The following is a 26285-nucleotide window of genomic DNA, read 5'->3' as shown; positions in this document are numbered from 1 at the left end:
CGGACTGTGAATGCAATAGAATCCGGTTTTTCGTCGAGATCGTCCGGAGCTTGAGCGTGGATCCGCTATCGGAAGTGCTGTCGCTGCTGGAAACGCGCGACTCGTATTTCACCGGCCTGAGAGCAGGCGGCGAGTGGGCGGTGGCCATTCCGCCGCCCGAGGGAATCAAGTTCAATGCGGTTGTCGAAGGAAGTTGCTGGCTGACCGTCGATGGCGCCGGGCCGCCGATCCAGCTGCGCGCGGGAGACTGCTTCCTGCTCGCATCGCCGCGGGCATTTTCGCTGGCGAGCGATCCATCGGTTCCGCCAGTGCCTGCCGCCGACGTGTACCGGAACGTCGAACGCGGTATCGCGCACCATGGCGAACCGGTGAATTGCTTCCTGATCGGCGGCCGCTTCTCGTACGAGGAAGGCATGCCGCTGCTGCTGGGCAGCCTGCCGCCGGTGGTCATCGTAAGCGGCGACTCCGAGCAGGCGGCGGTCTTGCGCTGGGCGCTGCAGCGGCTCGCACATGAATTCGGCAAGCCATCGCCGGGGGCGTCGTTGATGGTTCGACATCTCGGTCACATGATGCTGGTCGAGATCCTGCGTCGTTACGTGGATGACGGCGCGAACAGCGATGTCGGCTGGCTTGCCGGGTTCGCGGACGCCCGGGTGAGCACGGCACTCGTCGCCATTCATGCGCAGCCTGCGCGACGCTGGACGGTCGACGAACTCGCGACCTGCTGCCACGTATCGCGTTCGACGTTCGCACTGCATTTCAAGCGGCGGCTGGGATTCGGGCCGCTCGAATATGTGCTGCGCTGGCGCGTGCAGCTCGCAATGCGGGAGCTACGACGCTCGAACGCGTCGATCTCGGCGATCGCGCAGAGGCTGGGCTACGACTCGGATAGCGCGTTCGGACATGCGTTCAAGCGCATCGCGGGTTGCTCTCCCCGCGCGTATCGCCATGACTTCGCGAGCGAGTCGGGTGATTAGCGGGCCGTTGAAAACCCTGTCGGTCGGATACATGTCCGATCCAGCGTTTCACGCCGAACAGTCTGAAATTTATGGATCGTTTGTCGCAGCGGCTTGCGTGAAGCGTAACGACAACATCAGATCGAGAATCGATCGATATTGGGAGCGCGAGCAGACCGTTGGTCAACGGTCTGCTCGGAACGGATGTGCCGTCTAATGGAAAAATGGGCGGCCCTCGGAATAAGGTGCAATTAGAACAAAATCCCGTGCCGCCGATAACTGTCAACATTGACAGGGATTATTTCAATTCGAATGGCTACCGAGTCGACGACAGCACCGCCTCGCCGATCCTTTTCGTTTGAAAATGGGCGGATGATCGCTTACGCATGACGCCATTTTGCCCATGTGGGCAACTCGCGCTCGGTGGCCGGATCATCCAGACGGATCCAGCTATAAGACGTGCCGGGCCATTCCGGAACGGGTAGCGGGGCCGCGCAGCGAATGTCAGCGGGGCCCGGCCGATAGGCCTGGGATGGCCAGAATAGCGGCATGATGCGGCGCGCTTCCATGCCTTGGCGCAATTCGGCCGGCCCGCCCGCGTCGGACACGATATCGCAGTGGAACGACCAGTCCTCTTCGCTCCAGGCGAGAAATACACTTGGCGCGCCGGCGGCATCGAACATCAGCACCGCGTCCTGATTGGGGCGCCAGTAGTATTCGACGATGCCTTCCCGCGCGGCCACCTCATCGATCAGTTTGACGATCCGTGGATCCCGGTAGGTCGCCCCCGCTTCATGCAGGCTGATGTGCCCGCGAGCCGCGCAGCACTTGCGTTTCGCGTTGTCCAGCGCGGTTGCCAGCTTGCGCGCCATCTCGACGTCGGTTTTCTTCAGATAGCAATCGATCAGCCCCGCGTTGAACGCGGCCACCGCCTCGCGCTCGTCGGCGATGCCGGTGAGCAGGATTTTCGTGCAGTTCGCGTTGCGGATGGAGGTCAGAAACTGGATGCCGTCGACCTCTGGCATCGAATAGTCCACGACCACCGCGCCCACCGCCTCGAACCGGGCGGGATCGGCCAGCGCATCCTCGCCGATCGCATTCCCGCCGGTTTTCTCCGCACCGAAATAGTCCGCAGCCATGGGGGGCGTCTCCGCATCACGCGACGACACGAAGTCGAGCGCCGCCTGGGGATGCGAAAAAAAGCGGTTCAGGCGTTCGTCCGGAAATGCGCCCCGCAGCGCCTGCAGGAAATCCGGATTGTCGTCGACGAATACCACGGACACGGGATAAAGCACCGGCTGCCTAACGAAGGGTTGCATACGAATCTCGATAAATCAGCAGAAAAAGATGCGGTACGGGAGACGCTTTACCGCGAATGACGATCGCGGCAATTATCCGGCGAAAGTGGGACGCACATCAACTGCTCGTCATTTGCCAATTCGCCATGTTTCAAACGCGCCGCTCATCAGATTTGCACGGGGAGAATCGGGCCATTCCTTCTCGTTGAAGGAATGCGCAGCTACCGCCAGTAGCGATTCAAGGAGTTATCCATGTTGACGCGAGACGCGATTCTTCACGTCCTTTCCAACGAAACGGCACATCAGTCCGAGAAAACCTTCCACCACGTGGTCGACATTTACCTCAAGGATTCCAATGCCTTCATGAACACCTATTTTGCACGCTACTTCGAATGGCAGGGCGTGTGCCGTGAACGCTGGTTTCACGAATGCATCCACAACAACCTGCTGGCAGCCGGCGGGGCGTTCGTGACGAAGCGCGCGCATCAGGAATACGTCCAGGAAACGTTTCCGTTCCAGCGTGTCGATTGCTTTCTCAATACGTTCGAGGTTCGGCAATGTTCGGCCTATCTGCTGTTTCGCTTCTACGTTGACGGACGACCGGTGTCGCTGGGGTATCAGCAAATCGTGTTTGCTGGTTCCGACAAGCGGATTCGCCGGTTTCCGCCGGGCATCATCGAGCGGGTCAAGGCGTATGAACTGATCCTGCCGTCCACCGCGAACTGAATGTGAGACCGACTTACCCGATGCGATAGCGCCGGGGAAGCGCCGGCGGATCGCGCAATGTGTCATCCGCCGGCGAACCGGGCTCCGGCAGCCGAATCGTGAACGTGGTCCGGACGCCGGGGACGGATTCACACGTGATGGTGCCACCGAGCGCTTCACATACGCGGCGGCAAAAACTCAAGCCCATGCCGGCGCCGCGACCGTGCGACTTGGTTGAGAAAAAGGCGTCGAAGATTTGAGGGAGCACATCGGGGGCGATGCCAGGGCCCGAATCGCTGAAACGCACCACGCAGTAACCGTTGCTGCGATGAGCGTCGATCTCGATCTGCCCACTGCCGCTTGCGTGGATCGCGTACAGCGCGTTTTTCAGCAAATTGAAGATGACGAAGATCACGAGCGAGTCGGATCCGAAAAACCGGATGTCCGTATCGATCGCGTCGACCGATACACGGTCTCGCTCACCCGGACGGAACGGAAAGCGATCCACCGCGGCGTCGACACAGGCCCGTATCGAATAGGCCGCGAAGCTGTGGCGATCGAGCCGGTCCAGCGTAAAGGACGCCAGGGACATCTCGACCACCGTACTCGTGGTGTCGACCTGGCGCCGGATCGACGACGCGAGCGTCGGTAGCCGCTCCAGCTGTCCGGGATACAACCCGTCGGCGCACAACCGGTGCTCCACCGCCAGCCGATACCCGCGCAGCAGCACCGGCAGGACGTTGCGCAGCTCGTCCGCGTGCAGGCCGATCGCCGCCAGCGGCGTGGCCACTTCGTGCGCGACCGTCGCCGCCAGGAGATAGGGGCCCATCAGGCCGTAGCGGACGATCGACGTCGCGAGCATCCCGAGGCTGATCGCGATGAACAGCACGCCCACCGGATAGAACTCGACGCCGTAGTTCACCGCATAGTCGGTCGCCGCGAGCGAGTAGAGGCCCAGGCTGACGAGACATTGAGTGAGCAACTGCCGGACGTCTCGCGCTAGCCCCTGCCGCCTTGCCTCGATCAGGAGCCAAGCGCTGCGGCCGACCAGTAATACCGTCTGCACGACGTGCACCGGATGCAGCGGGCCCGCCTTGGGATACGGGCCAAAGAAATGCAGGCGGAATCCATCGACGACCGCATTGCTCGTGACCAGCAGCACGGCCAGCACGACGCAGAGTCCGTAGGAGGCGAATATGATCGGCCGCTCGTCCTGACGCGACACGACCTCCGTCACGAAATGATAGAAGGTCGTCGGCAGAAAAAGGATGAACAGATAGCCGGCCTTGACCAACACGTTGGCGACGTCAGCATCGGTCGTCTGGAACAGGAAGGCCCACGTTCCCTGCCAGACGAAGGTCGTCGCGCACATCAGGGCGAACGGGACGGATATCCGCGTGAGACCCTTGGTGGCCAGCACGTAGAGGCCAAACCCGAGAAACAACGCAGATACAAACGCGGGCAAGATCGAGTACATATGCGTGAATCCACCATGTTCACTGGTCGCGCACCACTGAACTGCCTTGGCCGGTGCCATTTGCGAGAGTAGCACGCCGCGGCAGCCGGGCGAGCGCGGCGGGTTTGTCCACGGCGCCTCCGCGCATCAGAATGGTTGATCGCGCGGGCGCCGGGTAGCGTAGGCCAAAACAAACTCGTCGCCGTTTGCGAAGCAAGGTTGTCACTTCGCCGGCCCACATTGGCCGGAAGGTGCGAAATCCCCGTGAATTCATGAGGTTGCACGTCGCGAGCTCACGTTGTCACTGGCCGTGGTCTTGCGAAGACCCGTGTCAACTCCCCTGCGGTGGTTGCAGCGTTGGCAGCCTCTGTCGCGCGTTGTACGAAACCTGATTTCTGATCACACATCCACGACATCAGGATAAGTATTCTTATCACAATAGCTCGATCATTGAACCAAACTCGCGTTTTCGCGAATGCCCCGCATGCAACGGGGCGTCCGTCGTTCAGCGCCCGATCGGCAACCCGGTCGGCTCGATCCAGCCCAGCTTGTAAGCGATCAGCAGCGACAGGAACAGCGTGACCGACAGCCCGACGCGTGCCGCGAGCGACCACGCCATCCGCTTGGACTTGCCGCGATCGTGATTCATGAAATACAGCGCGAAGATCAGGCTCGCGATGATCATCGCGAATGCCACGGAAACCAGCAGAGTTTTCATTGGTGATGCCCTTGAAGATCGGAATCGGCCTGAATCAGTTCGGCCAGTTTTTGCCGCTCGTCGGCGAGCCCGCCGACGCCCGACGCCGGCCAGTCCAGCGCGACGCCATTGCCCAGCGAATCGCGCACGAGCGCCTGGTAGCGCCGGTCGTTGATCCGGCCGTGGTCCATCGTTTCCGAGATCTTGCGCCGGAACGGCAGCGGGAAACTCGCGTACGCGCGCGACAGCGCCGCATATTGTCTCGCATCGATCTCTTTCGACGATGGTATGACAGTCCAGATCACCACAGCCACGATGGCCGTGAACGGGATCGCCGTGTAGCGAAGAATGAACTTGATCGGGGTCATGAAACGGTGGGCAGAAGGGATCGCGAAGGCGCGCGGCGCGGCCATGCGGCAGCGAAACCGCAGTCCGGCCGCGTCGGACGACATTGTACTGAAAGCCCTATTCGGCTAACAGCGTATGATAATGGCATTATCATGTTCGTCACATGATTCGACTGACCCGGCACCTGTGCGCAGGCGGCGTGCCCGCCCTGCCGCCCGGTGCCGGTCTTCACGTCCGCGCCCGCGATCCGCGGCGATTGAGCGAAGCCCCGAGCCCCTATGCCAGCGCAGTACTTTCGAAACCTGACGGGAAAACACCGCAGCGCGACCGCGAACCGTCAGCTCGGGTTTTCGCTGGCGTTCGTCGCCGGCGCGGCGAATGCGGGCGGCTTCCTCGCGGTCAAGCAATACACGTCGCACATGAGCGGCATCGTGTCGGCGATCGCCGACCAGACGGCGCTCGGCGACGTGCGGCTCGTGCTGGCCGGCATCAGCTCGCTGGGGTCGTTCCTGATCGGCGCCAGTTGCTCGGCGATCCTCGTCAACTGGGGCCGCCGCCGCGGCCTGCACAGCCAGTTCATGCTGCCGCTGCTGGTCGAGGCCGCACTGCTGCTCCTGTTCGGGCTGCTCGGCAGCCACCTCGCGCTGTGGGAAACCTTCTTCGTGCCGGTGACCGTGACGCTGCTGTGCTTCATCATGGGGTTGCAGAACGCGACGATCACGAAGCTGTCGGGCGCGGAGATCCGCACGACGCACATGACCGGCATCGTGACCGACCTCGGCATCGAGCTCGGGAAGCTGTTCTACTGGAACCGGTCGGCGGTCGACGTCGACGCGCATGCGGTGGTCGCCAACCGCTCGAAACTGCGGATTCACGCGACGATGCTCACGTCGTTCTTCATCGGCGGCCTGGCCGGCGCGATCGGCTTCAAGCATGTCGGCTACGTATCGACCGTGCCGCTTGCCGCGGTGCTCGTCACGCTCGCGATCGTGCCGGTGATCGACGACCTGCTCGCGCTGCTCCGCAGCAGGAGCAGGCGCTGATCGCGCACCAGGCGCGTATTTTCGGCGGTGGCGCCGAAGATGGATCGATTATAATTTGATTAACATACCGACCACCCTCGCCCCGCAATGGAAACGAAAACCGCCCGCCTGACCGTCCTGATCGACCCCGCGAAAAAGGAAGCCTTCGAGATGCTCTGCTCGGAGCAGGATCTCACGCCTTCGCAAGTCGTGCGGCAACTGATCCGCGAGTATCTCGACCGCCACGGCGTGACGTACAAGACCAAGAGCGCGCTCGGCAAGCGCGTGAAGTAAGCGCGGCCGTACAGGCCGCGCCGGCTGCGGCGCCTACGTGGCGGTTACGCCGCCGATTTCCCATCGCCCGTGCGGCTGCGCACGCATCACCAGCCGTTGCGGGTCGACACCCTCCCCGGCCTTCATTCGCCTCGCCGTGGCCGCCAGCTTGAGCTCGCCGGCCCGTGCACACGCGAGTGCGCGTTCGAGCAGGACACGCAGCGACGGCAGCCGGTTGCCGCCCTTCCATGCGAACGCGATGAAGTTGTTGTCGTCGCCGCACGGCACCAGCGTATATGACGCACCGAACACCGAGCGCAACTGCTCGAGATGCGCCGGCAGCGCCGGATCGTCGTCCATGAAGTTGATTGCCAGCACCCCGGTTTCGCTCAGGCGCTCGTGGCATGCAGCGAGGAATGCGGCGCCCGCACAGCGGCCCCGCATGCCGTCGGCGACGAACGCGTCGCGCAGGATCACGTCCGTCCTGACATCCGCCCTTTCCAGATGATCCGCGCCGTCGGCGCATACCACCCTGAACCGGCCGTCATCCGCGGGAATCCTGAAAACGTCTCGCAGCGCGATCACGTCCGGGTTGATCTCGACCGCGTCGATCGCCGCGCCGGGCAAGTGCCGGTAGCAGTACTTCGCCAGCGACCCGCCGCCCAGCCCGAGCATGCAGATGTGCGCGGGCTCGGGCTGCAGCAGCAGAAAGCCCATCATCACGCGCGTATAGCCGAGCTCGAGCCGGCCCGGATCCCGAAGCGACATGAAGCTCTGCGTGCCGAAATGGTCGAAGTGCAGCGAAAGCGCGTGCTGCGTCGCCAGCACGAACGGCCGGCCGTCGTTCAGCGGCGTCGCCAGGAACCTGACGAACGCGTCGTAGGAAATTCGATCCTCGGCCATGAACGGGCAGTCGATTGCAAACGGTCGATTGGAGCGTGCGCGCTCAGACTTTCTTCAGATAGCAGGCCTTCAGCATGAAGCCGCCCATGTCGGTCTTGCAGTCGACCTCGTGATCGCCGCCGACGAGCCGGATGCTCTTGACCTTGGTGCCCATCTTAAGCGTGATCGACGAGCCCTTCACGCGCAAATCCTTGATCAGCACGACCGAGTCGCCATCCGACAGCACGTTGCCGTTCACGTCCTTGACGACATCGCCCGCCGGTTCGTCGCCCGTTTCGGCGCCGGCGCCGGCCGACCATTCATGGCCGCAGTCCGCGCATACGGTCAGCGTGCCGTCCGGGTAAGTGTTTTCCATCGCGCATTGCGGGCAGGCGGGGGCGGCGTTCATTGCAGCTTCCATTCAGGGGGAGTTGGGTCGTCGATAAAAATGCCGGGCGCGCTGGCAGCGTCGCCCGGCCGGCCTGCAGGCGCCCGCCGACGGGTCGGCGGGCCGCCTTCGGCGCACACGACATTATAATGCAATACACATATATTGAACGCTGTATTATAATCAGCGTTTTCGCGCCGTTCGCCGGACTTGCGGCCCGTTTCAACGAGAATGCCGACACATCCACGCAGGATGGCATACCCCGGCTACGCTGCCGGCTTCTCCGGGGCGTGCGGGAAAGCGCGTTTCACGTGTGCCTGGCGCACCGCCGGCCCGGCGCCGCACACCGATTCCGACGTTCCGTCCAGAGGCTTTCCGACATCGTGGCAACCGTTGTGTACGTTGAAATCGGCCCCGCGTGGAACCGCAACCGCGGCTACGCCGCACGAGAAGCCGCCGCCAACGCGGCGCGCGGTTTCGAAAGCGACATCCTGCTGATCGCGAACGGAATCAGCAGCGATGCGAAGGACAGCGCCGCCATCGTGGCGCTGCAGGTGCACGGCGGCACGTCCGCGCAAGTGCTGGCCACCGGCCCCGACGAGGAGGCCGCACTGCAGGCGCTGCTGCCCGTGCTCCAGGCGCACTGACCCGCGCGCCAATCGATGTCACGGCATCCCGCCCACCCCGAATCCCCTTTACATGAGGAAGCGATGAGCGACAACTTCACGTCCCACACCCCGAACCTGTCGGCCTCCGCCATCTGGGCACTCGAGCGCCTCGCCGATGTCCGCTACGGGCGCGACGCGCCGGCGCTCGGCTGGTCGATCGCGCGTGAGCTCGTCAGCGCGGGCTTCGTCAGCCATTCCGCACACGGCCGCTCCGGCGCGTCGATCACGGCCGAAGGGCGGACTTTCCTGAAAAGCCGGAAGTAGATCGCCAGCGGCGGCGCGTCAGCTTGATCCTTTTGAGCATCACATTGGCGATTTTGCGTCTTATGAGGATCGTTCTGCGCTTCTAAAGTGGAGTCACCCCGAACGAACGGGCGTCAACTTTCCGATCCAGGAGCCAGTCATGAGCCGCATCGCCATCCCCGCCATCGAAACCGCCACCGGCGCAACCGCCGACGTGTACGCGCAAGTCCGCAAGGTCGCCGGCGGCACCGTCCCCAACCTGTTCGCCGCCGTCGGCCATCTCGCGCCGAACGCGCTCGCGGCTGTGCTCAACGCCGAAGGCGTGCTCGCCGGCGGCACGCTGAGCAAGCAGGATCTCGAAACGATCAAGCTACTCGTCAGCGCCGACACCGGGTGTGACTACTGCGTCGCCGCGCACAACCTGCTCGGCAAGATGACGGGCCTGTCGGCCGACGCGTTGCGCGCGATCCGTTCGAGCGAGCCGAACACCGGCGACGCGAAGCGCGACGCGCTGATCCGCTTCGTGCTGAACCTGCAACGGACGAGCGGCACGATCACCGACGACGAATTCGCGGCGATCCGCGAAGCCGGCTACACGGACACGCAACTCGCAGAAATCTCGCTCGCGATCGCGCTGACGATCTTCACCAACACGTTCAACCGTATCAACGACACGGTCGTCGATTTCCCGCCTGTGAAGTAAAGCCCGCGGCAATGCCGGTATGCGGGACGGCATGCGGTCCCGCTGCCGGCTGCCGTCCGTGTTTCGAGCGCGCCCGTCGCCGGCCTCGTTGCCGCGACGGGCGTTCCTCGTCGATCACGGCCGCAGACCCGCTCGGGAGGCGCGGGGCGAAATGCGCTGGCGGCTGCCGCGCTGTTGATCGCGTTGGACAATCGTCGCGATGGGGCCGGCATCGAACCGCGCATCGACCTCGGGCTGATCAATATGTATTGCATGGAACCGGCGCGGGCGCCGTCTTCGCACCTACTCCACGTCGCCGGCCTCGCCGTCATCCGATGCGGTTGCGTCGCGCGGGCCGCCGAGCGATTGGCGCCGCCAGTCACCGGGTGTCATGCCCGCCCAGCGTGTGAACACGCGGCGAAACGCGGCCACCGACTGATACCCGACGTCGGCCGACACGGCCTCCGCGCTGGCCGATGGCTGGCGCAGCGCATTCGCGGCGAGGCTCATCCGGATGTCCGTCAGCAGGTCCGCGGCCGAGTGCCCGAGTTTCGACTGGAAATGACGCATGAAGGTCGCGCGCGACATGCTGCACAGTGCGGCGAGTTCGGGCAGCGTCCATGGCTTCGCCGGATCGTCGAGCATCGCGACGATCGCGGGTGCGAGGCGTGGCTGGCCGGCCAGCGCCAGCAAGCCGGTCGGCGCCTGCCCCGATTCGCTGATCGCGCGTAGCGCGAGCGCGAACAGCGCCGCCGACAGCGCGTTCAGGATCGCGAGGCCGCCGAGCTGCTGCTCGAGCGATTCCGCGCGCATCAATTCGACGAGGGCGGTCAGCCGCTCGGTGGCGGCCAGCGCGTCCGGCGTACGGCTGTCCGTTGCCGCGCGCACGACGAGATCGGCCGGCAGGTGGCGCCGGATCAGCCGGTCGTGCGGCGGCGCGACCACGAAGCGCCCGCACAGCATGTCCAGCCGCTCACCGGTGCCCGCGTTCTCGCCGATGAAGACGTGCCCGCCGGGCCGCTTGACCGCCGGCACCGGCGGCAGCCCACTGCCGTCGTGCAGCACGTGCGGGGAGCCGTGCGGCAACAGCACGAGATCGCCGCCGCCGAGTTCTCGCAGCGTACCGTCGTCGGGATTCTCGAGGATCGCGCGGCCGCGCAGCACCGCGTGATACGGGATCTCGCACGCAGGCGATCGCTCATACGCAATCGCCCACGGCGCGCCGAACGCGCAGCGGATTTCGAGCTTCCCGGTGACCGTGACGAGCGCCATGAAGCGGCTCAGCCAGTCGGATTCGAGCGTCATGTCGAGTGGTGGAGACACATCGGAAGTGCGGCGCGCATCGTAGACAAAAATAAAGTCGTCACCGTTTGCGAAGTAAAGATGTCAACTGGTCGGACGACAATGATGACGGGAGGCGAAACCGTAGTGAATTCAGTCGGTTACGCATTGCGCATTAAAATTGTCACTGGCCGCCGCATTGCGAAGCCCGCTGTCAACTGCTCATCGACTATGTCTGCGTGGGCAGTCGCGGTCCCACACGTTGCACAGGCCGTGAGTTTCGGTTCACAATCGTGCCGTCGTGATAAGAAGGATTATCTCGCCACTTGCAGTCAAAATGCGCTTCGCCTGTCCTAACGCTGTAGTTCAACCATGAAGTTGACGCTTGTTTTCTATCGGAGCGTACGTTCACTGAGACTCCACATCCCCAAACGGCCCAGTTTTGATGCGAGTTGAAGGCGAGCCGATCGCCAATCCGTCAGCGCCTGAATCCGCTGCCTCTTCGCGTTCGCTAGCGCAGATTGTGCATTGAGCAGTTCAAGCATGCTGCCCACGCCGATCTGATACCGGCGCTGCGCTGCTTCGAATGAATGCTGGGCCAGCCCGAGCAATCTCGCACTGTTATCGAGATTCTTCGTCGCGCCTTGCAACGACTGGTAGCCGTTCCACACGTCCAGCCCCGCTTGCTGCCGCGCCTCGGCCAGGAGATCGATCTGCAATTCCGTCTGCGCATCTGCTTGCCGCACCTGATAGGTCCGAGCAAACCCTTCGAAGATTGGAATCGTCACCTGAAACCCGAGATACCATTCCCGATGCGTTGCCGGAAACACGGGGAAGCCGAGCTGCAAGCTCGTCGGCTGGTTGTTGAAGTTGTACTGAGCCACCAGGTTCAGGCGCGGCAGCCCTTCGGCCCGCGTCTGCGCCGCCTTGGCTCGTGCCGCGGCCACTTGCGCCACGGCCGCCGTGACGCCCGGATAGTGCTGCCGCGCATCCTCGATCAGCGCTACCACCGAGTCGCCAAATTCGTGATCGGGTTTCACGCCGTCGCCGACATCTGGCAGCGAGATCGGCGTCGCAGGATCAAGGTTCATGTCGGAGGCGAGTGTGCCAACGGCACTTGCCCAGTCGGCCTCGGCTTTTGTGCGACTCACGACGGCTTCCGCAAAGGCGGTTTGCGCCTGCAACTGATCGCTGATCGCGGCGACGCCCCGATCAGTACGCGCGGTCGCCGCGTCAGCACTGGTCTTGGCGGTATGTTCAACCTCGCGGGCCGCCGCGAGCGTCCCTTGCGCAGCCTGCGCCGCATAAAAATCCTTGGCGACGGTGCCGAATACCGTTTGCAGTACGGCAAGCTGGTTGGCTTGCGCGGCTGCCAGCAGTTCGTTCGCATTGCGCAGCGCCGCAGAGCGGCCGCCGAAGTCGTACAACACCCAGCTGAGCGATACGCTCGCGTTTTGCAGGTTTTTCCCGTAGTTCGAGTCGTACTGCGGATAGCCCGTGACGTGATTGCGCGCGACGTCGCGCGTACCCTGCCAACTACCGTTGATCGTCGGCAGGAATCCGGCTCGTCCAACGCCGACCCCAGCCGCCTGAATCTTGACGTTGGCCCATGCTTGCCGGGTCTTGGGGTGGTTGCACAGCGCCCGTTCAACTGCGTCCTGTAGTCTCAACGGCGTTGGCAGCGCGCCGAACGTGCATACTCCGTCGCTGCCGCCCAGCAGGTCGACTGCGGGTGTTGCCGGCACGGCGCTGTTCGTTAGTAATGGATCGAATGCCCATGTCGCGGTCGCGATTGATAAACCAGCGACGAATGCGCCGGCGACCGCTGTTCTTTGCTTAACGCTCACGCAAACTCTCCTGGCCAGTCTGAATCACCGGGTCTAGGAAGTAATGCGCGACGCTGCGCTTACCGGTCTTGATCTCGGCCGATACCGCCATCCCCGGCGTCAGGTTGATCCACGTGTCGTTCGCACGTATCCGGTTCGTTGTGAGACGAATCCTGATCGGGAACGTCAGCCCGCGCTTACGATCAGACACTGCGTCGTTAGAGACGGTTTCTACGGTGCCACGCAGGAAACCGTAGCGCGTGTACGGGAACGCTTCGACCTTGACCACGGCGGGCTGCCCCGCCTTTACGAAGCCAATGTCCTTGTTCTCGATATTCGCCTCAACCTCAAGCGTGTCGTCCGGCACGATATCCATCACGGGCGACGCTGCGGTCGCGACACCGCCCAGCGTATGAATCTTGAGTTGCTGCACGGTACCGGCAACGGGCGCCGTCAGGCTCAGCAGCTTCTGCCGCGTATCCGCCTTCGTTTCATCGTTGCGGCTCTGTGTGAGTTGTTGATTCGCTTTGTCCAGCGCATCGAGTTGTTGGCGACGGTACTGGGACGTGAGTGCTGCGATCTCGGCGCGCTGCTGCGCAATCGCCGCAACTAGTTCCTGCGCATGACTTCGTTGCGCTGCCAGTTCGTGTTCCTGGTTCAGCGCAGTCTGCTCCTTGTCCAGATAGTCGGTGCGCGCGACGTATTTCTCGTTCACCAGCGACGCGTAGTCGTTTGCCTGCCGGCGGGCCAACGGGGCGGTCGCGTCAAGCTTCGCGATCTGCTGCCGCGTGGTGCCAAGCTCAGCCTCGCGCTTCATCAGTTCGGCTTGCGCGCTGTTCAGTTTGTCGCGGTATTCGAAGTAGATGCCGTCGGCGAAGTGCTGTGCCGCGAGTTGCTGTTCGTCGCTCGCGTCTTCGACTTTCGCCAGTATCGGTGACGTTCCCTTGGTTTGCACCTGCAGTAGCGCACGGCTGCGTTCGACCGTCAGTGCGGCATCGAGTCGGCTCTGATGGGCCTTGTCGGCGTCGGCTGCCGCCTGGGTGGTGTCGAGTTCCATGAGAAGTTGCCCGGCCTGCACGCGCTGCCCATCACGCACTAAAATGCGCCGCACCACACCAGTGAGTGCGGGCTGGATCGTCTTGACCTGCTGCTTTGGGATCAGCTTGCCGGGTGCGACGGCGACGATGTCGAGCTTGCCAATCAGTGCGATCAGCACGATCAAGACGGCCAATGCGACGATGATGCGCATTGTCCACATCGGCAACGGATGAACGGGTGTCTCGGCCAGTTCGAGGTGTGCCGGCAGGAAGGCCCGTTCGTGTGCGAGGCGTGGCTTCGTATCGTTCTCGAGCCGCACCCGCCATGCCTCGCGGAAAACGGTTGCATACCGACCCATCAGCGCAGTAAGCGCCTGAATTTTCGTGATCATGGGTAATCTCAGGCGTTTTGCAGCGAGACAAGATGCGCGTAATAACCGCGCAGTTCGAGGAGCGACTCGTGCGTACCCTTCTCGACGATGCGCCCTTTGTCCATCGCGATGATGTGGTTTGCATGACGCACCGAGCTCAGCCGGTGCGCGATGATGATGACAGTCCGTCCGTCGCACATCGCCCTCATATTGTTCTGGATGATGTGTTCAGTTTCGAAGTCGAGTGCGCTGGTTGCCTCGTCGAAAATCAGGATACGGGGGTTCGTCACCAAGGCGCGTGCGATTGCGATGCGCTGGCGCTGACCGCCCGATAGGTTCGCGCCTTGCTCGCCGACGATTGTGTCGTAGCCCTCGGGCAGTTCCGAAATGAAGTCGTGAGCGCCGGCGAGCTGGGCCGCACGTATCACGATATCGAGCGAGGCAGCCGGGTCGGTCACTGCAATGTTTTCGCGAATCGAGCGGTTGAAGAGACGGTTCTCCTGCAGCACGACGCCGATCTGCCGGCGCAGCCACGCCGGTTCGGCGAGCGCCAAATCAATGCCGTCGATACGCACACGTCCGTGTTCGGGTAGATACAGGCGCTGCAGCAACTTCGTGAGCGTGCTCTTGCCCGAACCCGATCGGCCGACGATACCGATCACCTCGCCGGCCGCGATGTCGAGCGACACGTCGTCGAGAATCGTCGGTCCATCCGGGCGATAACGAAAGCGGATCGACTGGAAGCTGATGTTGCCGCGGACCGCCGGCAGCGTCTGCCGGCTTTGCGCCAGCTCGGTTCGCGTGTTCAGGATGTCGCCGAGCCGGCTCATTGAAATGCCGACCTGCTGAAAATCTTGCCAGAGCTGCGCCAGACGCAATACAGGCGTGGCCACGTGCTGGGACATCATGTTGAACGCAACAAGCTGCCCGACTGACAGTTTGCCCTCGATTACGAAGCGGGCACCCAGATACAACGTAATCAACGACACGAGTTTGCCGACCAACTGGATCAACTGCTGGCCCACGTTACCGAGCGCCGTGACCCTGAAACCCGCTGCGACATAACCTGCCAGCTGGTTGTCCCAGCGGCGTGTGAACTGCGGCTCGATCGCCATCGACTTGACTGTTTCGACGCCGGACACGGTTTCGACCAGGAACGATTGGTTGTCCGCCGTGCGAGCAAATTTCTCGTCAAGCCGCTTGCGCAGGATTGGCGTGATCAGCATGGAGATCGCCGCATAGACCGGTAGTGACACAACCACGACCAGCGTCAGCCAGACGCTGTACACGCACATCACGCCCAAAAAGATGATCGAGAAGAACAGGTCGATGACGGCGGTTAGCGCCTGTCCGGTAAGAAAGCTGCGGATATTCTCGAGTTCACGCACGCGGGCGACCGTGTCGCCGACGCGGCGCACGCCGAAATAAGCCAGCGGAAGCGCCAGCAGATGGCGGAACAACCGCGCACCGAGCTCGACGTCGATGCGACTCGCGGTGTGGGCGAATACGTAGTTGCGCACCCCCGACAGCAGAATCTCGAACAAGCCGCTGACCAACAGCGCGACGCATACGACGTTCAAGGTGTCGAATGCACGGTTGACCAGCACTTTGTCCATTACCACCTGGAACATCAGCGGCGAGACAAGCGCAAAGATTTGCAATGCCGCCGACACCAGCAGTACTTCCAGCAAGATCCGTCGGTACTTGACGACGGCGGGGACAAACCACGAGAAATCGAAATGTGCGAGTCCGCCAGCAAGCGAAGCCCGAGAAGTAATCAGGAGCGCCTGCCCACCTGTCCGCACCATCACGTCAGATTGCGCAATAATCTCTGGTCCGGCACCACCAGCTTCGACAATCAACGCCTTCTCTCCGTCACATGACGCCAACACGAAGTGTCGCCCGGATTCATCGAGCATCAATGCAGGTTTGGGAGTCTCCACCAATCGCTCTGGAGACACGCGAACACGCCGAACCTTGAGACCGAGTGAACGCCCGGCAATCTGTAAATCTCCCGCTTCGAGTTGCTCGCCTTGCATTGCAGCTGCGTGGCGAAGCTGTTCGGGATTTGCCGCAATACCGTGATATTGGGCAATTACAACTAATGCGACCAACCCAGGGTCATTCACCCGCGCCAATTCGGGCACTGCTTCGTTCATCTCAACCCCATACCGACATGTAAAATGCCACCCACATCTGCGATGTGGGTGGCCGGCTAAACGCTAATCGTCAACGCATATTGGCAACAAGTACGGTTTGCGGGCTAGCTTGCCCGTCAAGTGGCAAACTCGACGCCCCAGATACCGGCGGTGAAAATGCCGCCATGGCATGCACAAGTGCCTCAGCGTTGGGAATCGAATTAGTGGGAGAAACAGCTAATATAGTAGGCGCCGTGGAAACGCCACTATCTGTCGCAAAACTCTGCTTAAATGCATTCGCCCCGCTGCCAGGAATAACCGAAATCGGCGGACTAAACGTAATGCCTCTTGGCGAAACGCCATATGGTAACTGAATACTAAAATCCGGCTTTTCACTTCCGGCAGGATAATGCGTCCACTCAACTGGGTAGCCTGGATTGATCGGTACGGAAACCCATCCCCCACCTCCACCGCCCGGCGGAATATATAATCCGGCTGGGAGTCCGGGTACTCCAGCCTCCGTACTGCCCCCTGGCTTCCCTGGGATCGTTCCGCCAGCAATTGCAACTTTCGTAAAATCAAAATTCGGATACTCCGCCGCTGCAGGCAATGAGTATATCGCACCACTCGTTGCCTGCACCATGAACAATTCGCCTTTGATTTTCAAAACATCAACAAAACCAAGGGATGGGTGATAGAATTGCTCAGTAAATTTATCGCCATTCCAAGTGCGATTGTGCTTCTCGCCGTTTGTGCCAATCCAATGCTCCTCAACCAAAGGGGAATTGGGGTCACTCGAAGAACGAGTTGCTTCATACCATTTTCCATCAGCTAGATCAATCCGGACATGAAGACGTTGCTTATCATCAATGCTCGAGCCGACGGTCGACTGAAGATTGCCAGCCGCATCAAATTGACGTTGGGTCGATAAACGTCCCTGAGCATCGTAGCTCGATTCGGTACGTCCGCCGTCAGATCTAGCTTCGGTAATAGTCGCCAGTCGGTGACTAGGATTGTTTAGCAAAGTCCCGCTGTTATCGTAAGTGCTTCTTAGAACCAGTCGGCCGCTCGCGTCGTATTTTTCATAGCTGTCCGGCTGTCCCAGATATGGATTTCTTACGGTAATCTCCTTTGAACCATCAGCATTAAAGTGGGTTGTGGTCGTAGGTTGAAGATATCCGGGAAGAACCGACTCTTCCACCACCCGGCCATTCTGATCGTAGGTCCTTCTTACCGAAGTTGCAACATTGTTGGAGATATCTCCGACGGGGGTGCCTGACCAATCCCAAGAAAGTGATCCATTTGAATCGAAATTCCTTGACGCAACGATGAATAAATTAGGATTTATATCCTCGCTCCTGGACATGACTCCGGTATCGTAGAAATATTCTTTTCTAGAAATATATCCACCGGCATTCCAGTACCAAATCTCTTTCGAATTTCCATTCTCATAATAAAATGAGTCCCGGGAAACTGTACGCCCGTCAGGAAAATACGCCTTCAATTCCTGGCGGTTCCCGTTCAAATAAAATGATTCGAAGGTAACTACGCGCCCGTCCGTAAAGCCACGCTGACGCTGTGTCATCTGTCCAGTTTGAGGGTCAAAATTTGCCCACTCATTCGAACCATCTGGATAGGCGCGCGCATATCCTTTGGGACGCCCATTGGAATCATAGGAATTAATCCCTACAGGCGCCACGCTTTCTTCATAGATAGGTTCAAATATGCCATTGGCGTTGTATATCCAGGTCGAATGGACAGTTTTAATGCCTTCTTTCGTATAATTCTGAGTGAAAACCTTACGACCGGTTGCTGTGTCGTAACCTGTAACAGAATAATTTCCATCCGCATCGTAGATTGTTTCCTCTTTTTTCGCGCCAGATGAGTCAATGTAGCTCGAAGAGTGAATCTTAGCTCCAGAGAAAATGATATCCCTGGAATCTCCGCCAGATAGAATAATTTTTATTGACCGAGGCGATGCGTCGCTGTAGGTGAATATTATTTTATTCGCATCTATAGCTTGAGCGCCTTGCAATCCAGAATCAACATCCCGGGGATTGGTTGGATTAAAATTGTTATAGAGCTCATTCGGGTGAGAACTGTAATATTCGAAAAAATCGATGAGCCCCAGCTTACTCGGCAGAGCAGGGAATGTGCCGGCTATGTTTAATGCGCCCGCCTTGAGCTTTTCAAAAAGATTTTCAATGGGGACATCATTATTCGACGTATGCACCGCGTCCAAGGTTTTTTGTATCAATCCGTTTGCATTATCTACACCGTCCCCATTCAACAATATCTTTATTCCGGTTTTGGCGAAGATTTGTTGCTGCACAATATAATTGTTTGCCTGGGACTCCGCCTCAGTTATTGTCCCAACCGCGCCCGCCATTAGTCGATAATTCGGATCGCCAGGATTGAGGTTTGATGCAACGCCGTTAAATAAATTTCGATTGCTGGTGTAATTTACGTAATGCCCTAATTCGTAACTCAAGCCGCCAACGAATTTGATCGCCTCGCTTCCGATAATGTTTGACCCCATATCGATTCGCAACCCGCCGTTGATGCCGTTCGATGTCCGCATCCCTTCCGGATGTCCGTCAAAACGCGCCATTGGAGATGCTTTTTTATCGTCGATGTCTTTTTGGTATTGAAGCAATTGATTTACAAGAAGTGGGCTTGAATTAATTAAATCGAGCTCCTCTTTGGTTGGAGATTGCACGTCACCCCAAAGCGTCTCGAAACCAGTAATTCTTGCATCAAAATCGGACATGATCAATGACCCTCATTTATTCTTGGGAAAAATGCGCTGAACGCACACAAATCGGACCTGCATATGTGGAAATCAATTCGACAGCGATGCCTCTTTGACCGCCACTTGTACCTCTGGCATTAAATCCACCCCTTGCATTTTCGAAGCGGAATTCTTTTAAAGCACTTTTTACGTCCGCCTCGGATATGCAAATTTTGTTTACATCAAACACAGCAGAAGCATATGTCTTCACGATACGGTCACCCGCGAACTCCCTTACATAATTGAATTCACAGGGTGGTTTTCCGATATATCGCCGGTCAAAATAATCAGGGAATTTTTCATAGTAAAAGCGCTGAACAATTTTATTGCTGATTTTCGGCGGGTAATCCAGTCCGCAGACAGACAACCCTCCCTTCCCTTCAATTTTTTGCCCGCCGCTCATAATTACGCCAAGCTTCCGTGAGAAGTACTCGACATCCGAGAGATCGTTGTGAGTAACGACGTCGCGAATGCCGCTTAGAACTTCACTTGAACTTATTGACGAGTTTTCGTTCGAGCCTGCACATCCGACAATCGGTGCAATCAAGAGTATCGCTAACAAGAATAATTTCATTAATATCCATTCCGAATGAGGTACTGCATTTTTATCGTCGAGCCGCATCTTTCTCTGCGGACTCAGCCGGACATGCAACTTCGATAATTTTTCGATCCCCATTGAAGGATCGGTAGGTTGTCACACATGCTTGCTTACCGACTTGTTCGCCAAACTAAGTGAGGCACCAATGTTTTTCAAGATGGCGTCTTCCATACATCTCAAATTGGATGCTTGTCGCCACAAGCGACGAGCATTGAATTCTTGTCATCTGATGTTCTCGGTTGCAATGCATTGATGCACCAAGAAAATTGGCCGAAAGTGGCGCAAATTTTGTCAATATGAATATTAGTCTAACAACTCTAAACCGATATATCGCACATCACCGTGAGGCTGAGCAACCATGCCACTTAAGGCACAAGATGATGCATACGCGTGCATTACATACTATTACTTAGCTGTAGGGAAGTGCCTGCACTGTTCGGAAATATTGATCTCGCATTCCGTCGTATTCGGCGGTAATTCATCGACTATCATTGGAGCAAAAGTTCAGCGGTTAGCAGCATCGCCCTGTGAGGGTGAATTACAGCCCGTCGCACCATGCCGCATTGGTCGGCGCTGCTGGGCCGGCGCTATATAGCCAGGGGATGATGAGATCGATCAGTCCGGTGCTGCAGGCCAGAACCGGATTCGTATAGCGGACGCCGTGAAGGTTGATATGCGGACGGGCCCCTTGATCGAGATAGGCGTGCACACGACAGCGCTTCGCCGATTGCATCAGGCAAAGCGTGCGGCGCCGGGGCTCCGGCAACCAGTTCACGAGCGTGTGCTTGCCGCGAATGAAGTATTCCATCGCCTCGAGTGGCGTGATGTTATTCAATCCCGCATGCGGCGTGCCGTTGTAACTCGCAAGCGCATATTCGACCAGCTCCTCCAGTTCGTCGAACGATACGAACAGGCGCAGATTTCCCTTCGGGTCCGACAACGCGCGCCGCAGGTCACGCGGATGGCTTCCGGTGTAGCCCGGCAAGCGCGACGACAACCGACTGGCGATCGTGCCGAAAAAGCGCTCGATGTAGGGGCGTTCGTCCGGGCTGTGTTTCGGTCCTGCAGCGACCTAGCAGCCGACAAATTCACATAGCGCCGCCAGCGTCTCGATCGCGAGATTCGCCTTCGCGTTATCGAGTTTGATGGTTTCCCACGTCACGTAGGCTAGTTCCGGCAAACGCTGGGATGGGCACCCATCCATGGGACCGTAGCCGAGCTCGAGAATCGTGAAGTCTCGGGTCCGATGCGGCTCGAGCGCCGCCTCGACGGTCTTGATGACGTCGTAGCGGCTATACTCTCGCGCCAGCACGAGACGATACCCGAGCACCGCGCGCGTACACACGTCGATGATGACGAGCAACCAGACGCGCTCGATCTCGAATTCATGCGTGAAGCCCAGCGGATCGTGCATCACGACCTTGAGCCGGATATCGAGCCGGTGGCCGTCGAATTCGACGATTTGAAACGGACGCGTCGCGGCCGGAACGGCGAAGTCATTGTCGCGCGGCAGGCCTTTCAGGTGCGTCGTACCGGCGGCCCGCGCGGCCGTACCGAAGCCGCGCAGCAATTCCGCTTTCACGCGGGCTGAGAGCGATCGGACCGCGTGGCTGGCCGTATTGAACGGATAGTCCGCAGCCACGAGACCACACTGCCGACATTGCTGCAGAAAGCCCGCGTGCAGCCCCTGCAGGCCGCGCAAGCGCGTCCGCAGTTCGCCCCCGGTCCGAATCTCCAGCAGCGCCACGCGATGTTGCTTGATCTGCAACTGCAGCCACGCTGCGAGTGTCGGGGAGCGCTCGAGCAGTTGCGACAGCGCGCCGACGGCGCCGCGGCTGCCACGCTCGCCGCTCAATATGACAGGACTGATGCGAACGTAATCGGCCACGCGCGTGTGCGCGAGCAGCGCACGAAAGCCATAAATGCGTCCGTCCGGATGGGCGGCCAGCGCACGTTCGAGTAGGCGATAGAGTTGGCGACGGTCGACACCCGTAGTCCGTTCGATTTCCTTGATTGTCGCGCCACACGCGTACTGCTCGATCGCCTTCGTACGCGCCTGGACGGATTTGCGCGCGGCGGAGTCGAACTCGGTCCACGCGAGGGTCGGCCACATCGTCGGATCCAGTGCCTGGAATTCGGACTTGCGGCGTGTCATCATGCCGCTCCGATCGAGGTGAAACGAGTCAGCAGCGATAGCGGTTCGGTACGCAGATCGACTGCGCTGATGTGTCCGGCGTGCAGGAGCCCAAACACGGCCGCACGGACCAGCACCGGATCGCCGACGGTGAACTCCCGCTCGATCTCCAACAGCGTATGCGGTACCGTCACGAAAGTTTCGACGGCGCGCTGGAGCGAAGACGGGACGAGGCCACGCGACGCGACCAGACAGGGCAGCATGTGCCGCCAGTTGTCGATCCAGATGTGCGCGGCCGCAAGGTCGGTTGACGTCACCGGACGGATGGAGGCCGCGTTCGGCTCGCCCTCCAGCGGTGAAGCGTGCGGAATCTCGGAGACTGAGTCTGACAGGAGAACGAACTCTTGCCGGCCGTCAAAGTCGACCCAGAAATCGACGAGCCGGCGCGCTTCGCCGATCTGCACGTAGCCCGACGCTCACAAAATGTCCGGACGGTGGGATCCGTCTCGATGAGCAGCCACAGTTCGGGCGCGCCGCGTTGGAACAGCGTCAGTCGGCGATTGAGTTTGAGGCTGAAAGCGTCCAGCCGAGGTGCGCCGCGTGGTCGCGACATCGTCACCGGCCGCATCGCGTGCCGGGAATCGTCCATAAGATCAGGGCCTTACGGTCGGGCTTCGAAGTCTACGACGCGAATTGACAAATTTAATCCGGACATATGCGAATTGACGAGTTTATTTTGGCGATACTTTCAATAATGTCGTCAACTCAGATGCCGAATGCCTTACCCGGTGGGGATTCTGGAGTGACAGAATTAATTTGCTCTACGCGCATCGCGTGAAATTCCGATTATCGCGCGGGAAGTCGATCTCATCGCGCTCGCTTCCTGTTCGGCGCCTGATGCAACGGCGTCGCTTCCGACCGCCTGCCGCGTCACCAGTGCGGATAAGGGTTTTGCTATCATTCCGGCTCTCCGTCTTGCCGAAATGGACATGCCCGCTCGCAGAGTGCCGCCATCGCCTGCCGTCAATCGCACGCCGCCGCTCGCCGAGAAACATCGCCGCCCGCTCTGCCTGCGGGTGCGTGAACGGGACCCAACCCGCGCGGCATCGACGTGCTGACGGCCAGGCCGTCCCATGCCCCCCTCCTTTCCGGAAACCCCGATGCCAGTCATTTCGTCCCCGCCCGTTCTCGACACACCGCGTCTCATCCTCGAAGGCCATCCGCTCGGCGACTTCGACGCGCTCGCCACGATGTGGGCCGAGCCGAAGGTCGTCGAACACATCTTCAACGGCGAGCCGTCCGCGCCGCGCGACTCGTGGATGCGCATGCTCGCGTATCGCGGGCTGTGGCCGCTGCTCGGCTATGGTTACTGGGCGATTCGCGAGAAGGCATCGGGCCGCTATGTCGGCGATCTCGGCTTCGCCGATTTCCACCGGCTCATCGAGCCGTCGATTCGCGACGTGCCGGAAGCCGGCTGGGCACTTGCGACGTGGGCGCACGGCAAGGGTTACGCGACCGAGGCGCTTTCGGCTGCGCTCGCATGGCTCGACGGGCAACAACGGTTCGAGCGCAGCGTGTGCCTGATCGCGCCGACCAACGTCGCGTCGATCCGCGTGGCCGAAAAGGCGGGTTATGGGGAGCCGGTGCAGATCCGGTTCAACGACACCGACTCATTGCTGTTTTCGCGCGCGAGCCGACAGGCTGTGGTCGAGTGACAGGTTATCGCCGGCGTGCCGCATCAACTTGCGGGCGCCGGTGCGCCCTCGCTGTTCATTCCACCGCCAGCTCATAAAGGCTCGTAAAGAGCCCGTTGTCCATCGGCCAGCAGTTGCCGCAATCATCGAGCAAGATCCAGTCACCCGACTTCACCGAACGCCAGCCTTCCGGCGTGGCGACCGCCCGGCCGCCTTCATGGGTCTCCACCCGATCATGGTCGCCATCGACGAACCACCGTGTTGCATCGACATAACTGACGCGTTTTCGAAATCGCATACCGCCACCGAAACGTTGAGAACTGGCAGGCACTTCCAAAGACGTGTCCGCGTATTGAGCATGGGTGTCGCGAGGGACCGTGATACTCACGAGAGCCACGAAGAGGATCGGGAAGTCATCGCATCGGCCCCGAGCGACAGCTGCCGTGCCGCCAGCCGCGTGTCGTGCAGCGCCTTCCGGCCCTCGGCGACGAGGGCTTCCAGCGTTTCCCGTGCGGCGGTGGAGATCCGGATATCGATCTCCCGCATCTTCCCGATGGCCGCGTGAACCTCGTCGGGTTGATCGGGCACCAGCGTCATCAGGAACGTCGAACGTGTTTCGGCGGCCCGGACGGCCTCGCTCCAGTCGGCGCGGGCGACCGCGACTTCGATCGCGTTCGTGAGTGAATCGAGATTCCGGATGATTTGAAGTGGCGTCATTTCGCATTCCTATCAGAACATCGTACCGGCCGCACGTTGGCGCCTGGCAGGCCAGGGCAACGTCGACACCGATCTGCACGCGTTGAGCACCGTGCCGTGGCTTGTCGCATGGTCGCGACCCAGGGAGCAACTGCACGCCATCGGCCCCGCCTTCGCATGTGCATTCTCGTCGGCAACCCACCGGAAGCCGGCGTGGATCACGCTCGCCACTGAATTTCCACAATTGTAAGGAGCCGGACCCCACTCCTTTGGTAATATTTTGTAATGATATGTCGAGCAATCTTTACCGGAATGCGGCTCGGGCGGGTGTCCGTTGCACGCACAATTTTTCCGCAAACGTTTTCGCGCAAACGACACCTTGTCCGGCATCGCTGCCAGCCATGCATCGGACATCATGCCGAGCCTTCTCCCCCGAGCATCGTCCCGTTCCACGACGACACGATTCCACACTTTCGTCCGTTCGCTGCGCTGCACGGCGGGAATGGATTGGCGTACCGGCGGGTGGGCCGAACGATTCAGATTTCGCCACATTCCACCGGAATGTTTCGCAGTATCATGCGCGTCTTTTCGGCTCCCTCATGTTCGGACTGGGCCTGAGCGCTCGCCACTTTCCCGTCTCATCCCCTCGTTTAGCGATGCCCATCCGAATCCTGCTCGTCGAAGACGACGTCCAACTGTCCGCGCTGATCGCAGACTATCTGCGCATGCATCAGTACGAGGTGGACACACTGGTCGACGGCACCGACGCCGTGTCCACGATCGTCGCGTGTCGTCCCGACCTGGTGCTTCTCGACATCAACCTGCCGGGTAAGGACGGCTTCGAGATTTGCCGCGAGGCACGCATGCGATACGACGGCATCGTCATCATGATGACGGCCCGCGACGAACAGTTCGACGAGTTGCTCGGCCTGGAATTCGGCGCGGACGACTTTCTCCACAAGCCGATCGAGCCACGCATCCTGCTCGCGCGGATCAAGGCCCACCTTCGACGGATACGCATGCGCCCGGACGATGCCGCACCGGCATCGCCTCATCGTTTCGAGTTCGGCAAGTTTTCGATCGACCGGGCGGATCGCAAGGTTCGCCTTCCCGACGGTAGCGCGCCTCGCCTGACGTCGACCGAATTCGACCTGCTGTGGGCGCTCGTCTGCCAAGCCGGCGAGGTGGTCAGCCGGGAAGACCTGACGCAGTTGCTACGCGGCATCGAGTTCGACGGCTTCGACCGCTCGATCGACGGCCGCATCTCGAAGCTGCGCCGCAAGCTGCGAGATGACCTGACGGAACCGAAGCGAATCAAGACGATCCGCGGCAAGGGCTATCAGTTCAGCAAGCACGCCTGGGATTGATGCGGCATGCGCGGCGACGCGCTGCATCGCGGGTGACCTGTCGTGGCACACAACGTCACGCGTTGATCGGCTGCCCACCCGCCCCTGCGACCGCGACCATTCGGGTTCATGCAGGTCGACAACCGGACACCGTCACGTACCCGTCGTCTTCTCGCCGAGCGCGGTAACGGGCGTCTCCGGATCGCGCGCAAGCCCTTGCGCGAACACCTTCAACCCTTCGAGCAACGGCGTCAACGCGTCCCACAGCGCTTCGTCGTGCAGCAACCGGTACGCGCCACGCACGCCGGGTGCGACGTGCTCGTGCTGCGCCGGCTGCCACGCGCCGACGTGGTGCAGCGCGTCGGCGGCCGCGAACACGGCCTTGCCGAACTGCTCCGGCGGAATGCGCGACAGCGCCATCAATAGCACCGCGAGATTCTGCATGCCGCTCTGCATGCCCGGCTTGTCGAGCGCATCGACGAACGTGTCGGCGAGCCGCGCGTTCGCGCTGACGACCTCGGTCGCCAGATGCAGGAATCCATGCCGGTGCAGGCTGCCGAGCAAATGTTCGAGCGCGTCGTGCGCGCTGGGCTCCGCGTGCGGAGGCGTCGTGTCGGGGGACTGACGTTCGGTCATCGGCTTTCTCCGGTTGGGACGCCACGTGGCTGCCGCGACGGCGGCCACGCGCGCCGGTTGCGTCTCGCTCGTCTGACACCGTGTGCCCGCCAGCCGCGGCCGCCCTGCGCGGCGACGGG

The 26285-nt window shown here is 60.6% G+C and carries 25 protein-coding genes and 1 pseudogene; 9 read left to right on the top strand and 17 right to left on the bottom strand.

What is annotated here, in order from left to right; genetic code table 11:
* Positions 1–56: 56 nt before the first annotated feature.
* Positions 57–977, top strand: a complete 921-nt coding sequence (locus tag G3N99_RS02550; RefSeq protein WP_206121558.1) for an AraC family transcriptional regulator — start codon at positions 57–59, stop codon at positions 975–977.
* Between the two features lie 359 nt (positions 978–1336).
* On the opposite strand, the gene G3N99_RS02545 is transcribed toward G3N99_RS02550, so the two are convergent.
* Complete coding sequence (locus tag G3N99_RS02545; RefSeq protein WP_206121557.1) at positions 1337–2275, bottom strand: response regulator; 939 nt, start codon at positions 2273–2275, stop codon at positions 1337–1339.
* Between the two features lie 231 nt (positions 2276–2506).
* On the opposite strand from G3N99_RS02545, the gene G3N99_RS02540 reads away from it, so the two are divergent.
* Positions 2507–2980 carry a thioesterase family protein gene (locus G3N99_RS02540; RefSeq protein ID WP_174932914.1) on the top strand — a complete coding sequence of 158 codons (474 nt, stop codon included), beginning with the start codon at positions 2507–2509 and terminating at the stop codon, positions 2978–2980.
* Positions 2981–2993: 13 nt separating this feature from the next.
* On the opposite strand, the gene G3N99_RS02535 is transcribed toward G3N99_RS02540, so the two are convergent.
* The 3 genes from G3N99_RS02535 to G3N99_RS02525 form a co-directional block, all read right to left on the bottom strand.
* Positions 2994–4436: a sensor histidine kinase gene (locus G3N99_RS02535; protein WP_206121556.1), complete on the bottom strand. Its 1443-nt coding sequence runs from the start codon at positions 4434–4436 to the stop codon at positions 2994–2996.
* A 484-nt stretch (positions 4437–4920) separates the two neighbouring features.
* Entirely contained in the window at positions 4921–5133 is a 213-nt protein-coding gene (locus G3N99_RS02530; protein ID WP_006489184.1) for a twin transmembrane helix small protein, read from the bottom strand.
* Positions 5130–5480 carry a hypothetical protein gene (locus G3N99_RS02525; RefSeq protein WP_174988407.1) on the bottom strand — a complete coding sequence of 117 codons (351 nt, stop codon included), beginning with the start codon at positions 5478–5480 and terminating at the stop codon, positions 5130–5132. Before G3N99_RS02525 ends, G3N99_RS02530 begins: the two co-directional genes overlap by 4 nt.
* Before the next feature lie 258 nt (positions 5481–5738).
* Between G3N99_RS02525 and G3N99_RS02520 the strand changes: the two genes are divergently transcribed.
* A complete protein-coding gene (locus G3N99_RS02520) occupies positions 5739–6503 on the top strand; it encodes a YoaK family protein (protein WP_174932910.1) in 765 nt (254 codons plus the stop codon).
* An 87-nt stretch (positions 6504–6590) separates the two neighbouring features.
* Entirely contained in the window at positions 6591–6776 is a 186-nt protein-coding gene (locus G3N99_RS02515; protein WP_174940540.1) for a CopG family transcriptional regulator, read from the top strand.
* Between the two features lie 33 nt (positions 6777–6809).
* On the opposite strand, the gene G3N99_RS02510 is transcribed toward G3N99_RS02515, so the two are convergent.
* Both G3N99_RS02510 and G3N99_RS02505 read right to left on the bottom strand, forming a co-directional pair.
* Positions 6810–7658, bottom strand: coding sequence for a spermidine synthase (locus G3N99_RS02510; RefSeq protein ID WP_206121555.1), 849 nt, complete (start codon positions 7656–7658; stop codon positions 6810–6812).
* A gap of 43 nt (positions 7659–7701) precedes the next feature.
* Positions 7702–8046, bottom strand: a complete 345-nt coding sequence (locus G3N99_RS02505; protein ID WP_206121554.1) for a zinc ribbon domain-containing protein YjdM — start codon at positions 8044–8046, stop codon at positions 7702–7704.
* Between the two features lie 128 nt (positions 8047–8174).
* Here G3N99_RS02505 and G3N99_RS41715 point away from each other — a divergent pair, with 128 nt between their 5' ends.
* The 3 genes from G3N99_RS41715 (at position 8175) to G3N99_RS02490 (ending at position 9639) form a co-directional block, all read left to right on the top strand.
* Positions 8175–8672: an HPr family phosphocarrier protein gene (locus G3N99_RS41715; RefSeq protein WP_241011427.1), complete on the top strand. Its 498-nt coding sequence runs from the start codon at positions 8175–8177 to the stop codon at positions 8670–8672.
* A 63-nt stretch (positions 8673–8735) separates the two neighbouring features.
* On the top strand, positions 8736–8957 hold the full coding sequence (locus tag G3N99_RS02495) for a hypothetical protein (protein ID WP_011349748.1): 222 nt from the start codon (positions 8736–8738) through the stop codon (positions 8955–8957).
* Between the two features lie 139 nt (positions 8958–9096).
* Positions 9097–9639 carry a carboxymuconolactone decarboxylase family protein gene (locus tag G3N99_RS02490; protein ID WP_174932905.1) on the top strand — a complete coding sequence of 181 codons (543 nt, stop codon included), beginning with the start codon at positions 9097–9099 and terminating at the stop codon, positions 9637–9639.
* Between the two features lie 282 nt (positions 9640–9921).
* Here the strand turns inward: G3N99_RS02490 and G3N99_RS02485 are convergent, their stop codons facing one another.
* From G3N99_RS02485 to G3N99_RS02450, 8 genes and pseudogenes are all read right to left on the bottom strand, one after another.
* Positions 9922–10923: an AraC family transcriptional regulator gene (locus G3N99_RS02485; protein WP_206121553.1), complete on the bottom strand. Its 1002-nt coding sequence runs from the start codon at positions 10921–10923 to the stop codon at positions 9922–9924.
* 368 nt (positions 10924–11291) lie between these two features.
* A complete protein-coding gene (locus tag G3N99_RS02480; RefSeq protein ID WP_174988356.1) occupies positions 11292–12746 on the bottom strand; it encodes a TolC family protein in 1455 nt (484 codons plus the stop codon).
* Entirely contained in the window at positions 12736–14154 is a 1419-nt protein-coding gene (locus tag G3N99_RS02475; protein ID WP_174988360.1) for an HlyD family type I secretion periplasmic adaptor subunit, read from the bottom strand. Before G3N99_RS02475 ends, G3N99_RS02480 begins: the two co-directional genes overlap by 11 nt.
* Positions 14155–14162: 8 nt before the next feature.
* Entirely contained in the window at positions 14163–16292 is a 2130-nt protein-coding gene (locus G3N99_RS02470) for a type I secretion system permease/ATPase (RefSeq protein WP_174988364.1), read from the bottom strand.
* A 70-nt stretch (positions 16293–16362) separates the two neighbouring features.
* Positions 16363–19041 carry an RHS repeat protein gene (locus G3N99_RS02465; protein ID WP_206121552.1) on the bottom strand — a complete coding sequence of 893 codons (2679 nt, stop codon included), beginning with the start codon at positions 19039–19041 and terminating at the stop codon, positions 16363–16365.
* A 16-nt stretch (positions 19042–19057) separates the two neighbouring features.
* A complete protein-coding gene (locus tag G3N99_RS02460; protein WP_206121551.1) occupies positions 19058–19684 on the bottom strand; it encodes a hypothetical protein in 627 nt (208 codons plus the stop codon).
* Between the two features lie 589 nt (positions 19685–20273).
* Positions 20274–21815 (bottom strand): annotated as a pseudogene (locus tag G3N99_RS02455) (integrase); the annotation flags it as partial.
* Positions 21815–22258, bottom strand: a complete 444-nt coding sequence (locus tag G3N99_RS02450; RefSeq protein WP_346778461.1) for a hypothetical protein — start codon at positions 22256–22258, stop codon at positions 21815–21817. The pseudogene G3N99_RS02455 and the gene G3N99_RS02450, both read right to left, overlap by 1 nt.
* 696 nt (positions 22259–22954) lie before the next feature.
* Between G3N99_RS02450 and G3N99_RS02445 the strand changes: the two genes are divergently transcribed.
* A complete protein-coding gene (locus G3N99_RS02445; RefSeq protein ID WP_174932900.1) occupies positions 22955–23509 on the top strand; it encodes a GNAT family N-acetyltransferase in 555 nt (184 codons plus the stop codon).
* Between the two features lie 55 nt (positions 23510–23564).
* Here G3N99_RS02445 and G3N99_RS02440 read toward each other — a convergent pair whose 3' ends face one another.
* Together G3N99_RS02440 and G3N99_RS02435 are read right to left on the bottom strand one after the other, a co-directional pair.
* Positions 23565–23819 (bottom strand): hypothetical protein, encoded by a 255-nt coding sequence (locus G3N99_RS02440; protein WP_254603367.1) that lies wholly within the window; start codon positions 23817–23819, stop codon positions 23565–23567.
* 53 nt (positions 23820–23872) lie between these two features.
* On the bottom strand, positions 23873–24205 hold the full coding sequence (locus G3N99_RS02435) for a hypothetical protein (protein WP_241011425.1): 333 nt from the start codon (positions 24203–24205) through the stop codon (positions 23873–23875).
* Positions 24206–24840: 635 nt separating this feature from the next.
* Here G3N99_RS02435 and G3N99_RS02430 point away from each other — a divergent pair.
* On the top strand, positions 24841–25551 hold the full coding sequence (locus G3N99_RS02430; protein WP_206121572.1) for a response regulator: 711 nt from the start codon (positions 24841–24843) through the stop codon (positions 25549–25551).
* A 132-nt stretch (positions 25552–25683) separates the two neighbouring features.
* Here G3N99_RS02430 and G3N99_RS02425 read toward each other — a convergent pair whose 3' ends face one another.
* The gene (locus tag G3N99_RS02425; RefSeq protein ID WP_174940544.1) at positions 25684–26166 is read right to left on the bottom strand and encodes a DUF1641 domain-containing protein; all 483 of its coding nucleotides are present in this window, start codon (positions 26164–26166) and stop codon (positions 25684–25686) included.
* Between the last annotated feature and the right edge of the window lie 119 nt (positions 26167–26285).

The sequence above is a fragment of the Burkholderia sp. Ac-20392 genome (assembly GCF_017104585.1).
Lineage (GTDB): Bacteria > Pseudomonadota > Gammaproteobacteria > Burkholderiales > Burkholderiaceae > Burkholderia > Burkholderia lata.
This window is presented reverse-complemented; position numbering and strand designations above follow the sequence as displayed.

Bases quoted from the DNA above. Each gene is read 5' to 3' on its own strand.
- G3N99_RS02545 (WP_206121557.1), bottom strand. From the start codon at position 2,275: ATGCAACCCTTCGTTAGGCAGCCGGTGCTTTATCCCGTGTCCGTGGTA.
- G3N99_RS02540 (WP_174932914.1), top strand. From the start codon at position 2,507: ATGTTGACGCGAGACGCGATTCTTCACGTCCTTTCCAACGAAACGGCA.
- G3N99_RS02535 (WP_206121556.1), bottom strand. From the start codon at position 4,436: ATGTACTCGATCTTGCCCGCGTTTGTATCTGCGTTGTTTCTCGGGTTT.
- G3N99_RS02530 (WP_006489184.1), bottom strand. From the start codon at position 5,133: ATGAAAACTCTGCTGGTTTCCGTGGCATTCGCGATGATCATCGCGAGC.
- G3N99_RS02525 (WP_174988407.1), bottom strand. From the start codon at position 5,480: ATGACCCCGATCAAGTTCATTCTTCGCTACACGGCGATCCCGTTCACG.
- G3N99_RS02520 (WP_174932910.1), top strand. From the start codon at position 5,739: ATGCCAGCGCAGTACTTTCGAAACCTGACGGGAAAACACCGCAGCGCG.
- G3N99_RS02515 (WP_174940540.1), top strand. From the start codon at position 6,591: ATGGAAACGAAAACCGCCCGCCTGACCGTCCTGATCGACCCCGCGAAA.
- G3N99_RS02510 (WP_206121555.1), bottom strand. From the start codon at position 7,658: ATGGCCGAGGATCGAATTTCCTACGACGCGTTCGTCAGGTTCCTGGCG.
- G3N99_RS02505 (WP_206121554.1), bottom strand. From the start codon at position 8,046: ATGAACGCCGCCCCCGCCTGCCCGCAATGCGCGATGGAAAACACTTAC.
- G3N99_RS41715 (WP_241011427.1), top strand. From the start codon at position 8,175: ATGCAATACACATATATTGAACGCTGTATTATAATCAGCGTTTTCGCG.
- G3N99_RS02495 (WP_011349748.1), top strand. From the start codon at position 8,736: ATGAGCGACAACTTCACGTCCCACACCCCGAACCTGTCGGCCTCCGCC.
- G3N99_RS02490 (WP_174932905.1), top strand. From the start codon at position 9,097: ATGAGCCGCATCGCCATCCCCGCCATCGAAACCGCCACCGGCGCAACC.
- G3N99_RS02485 (WP_206121553.1), bottom strand. From the start codon at position 10,923: ATGACGCTCGAATCCGACTGGCTGAGCCGCTTCATGGCGCTCGTCACG.
- G3N99_RS02475 (WP_174988360.1), bottom strand. From the start codon at position 14,154: ATGATCACGAAAATTCAGGCGCTTACTGCGCTGATGGGTCGGTATGCA.
- G3N99_RS02470 (WP_174988364.1), bottom strand. From the start codon at position 16,292: ATGAACGAAGCAGTGCCCGAATTGGCGCGGGTGAATGACCCTGGGTTG.
- G3N99_RS02465 (WP_206121552.1), bottom strand. From the start codon at position 19,041: ATGTCCGATTTTGATGCAAGAATTACTGGTTTCGAGACGCTTTGGGGT.
- G3N99_RS02460 (WP_206121551.1), bottom strand. From the start codon at position 19,684: ATGCGGCTCGACGATAAAAATGCAGTACCTCATTCGGAATGGATATTA.
- G3N99_RS02445 (WP_174932900.1), top strand. From the start codon at position 22,955: ATGCCAGTCATTTCGTCCCCGCCCGTTCTCGACACACCGCGTCTCATC.
- G3N99_RS02435 (WP_241011425.1), bottom strand. From the start codon at position 24,205: ATGACGCCACTTCAAATCATCCGGAATCTCGATTCACTCACGAACGCG.
- G3N99_RS02430 (WP_206121572.1), top strand. From the start codon at position 24,841: ATGCCCATCCGAATCCTGCTCGTCGAAGACGACGTCCAACTGTCCGCG.
- G3N99_RS02425 (WP_174940544.1), bottom strand. From the start codon at position 26,166: ATGACCGAACGTCAGTCCCCCGACACGACGCCTCCGCACGCGGAGCCC.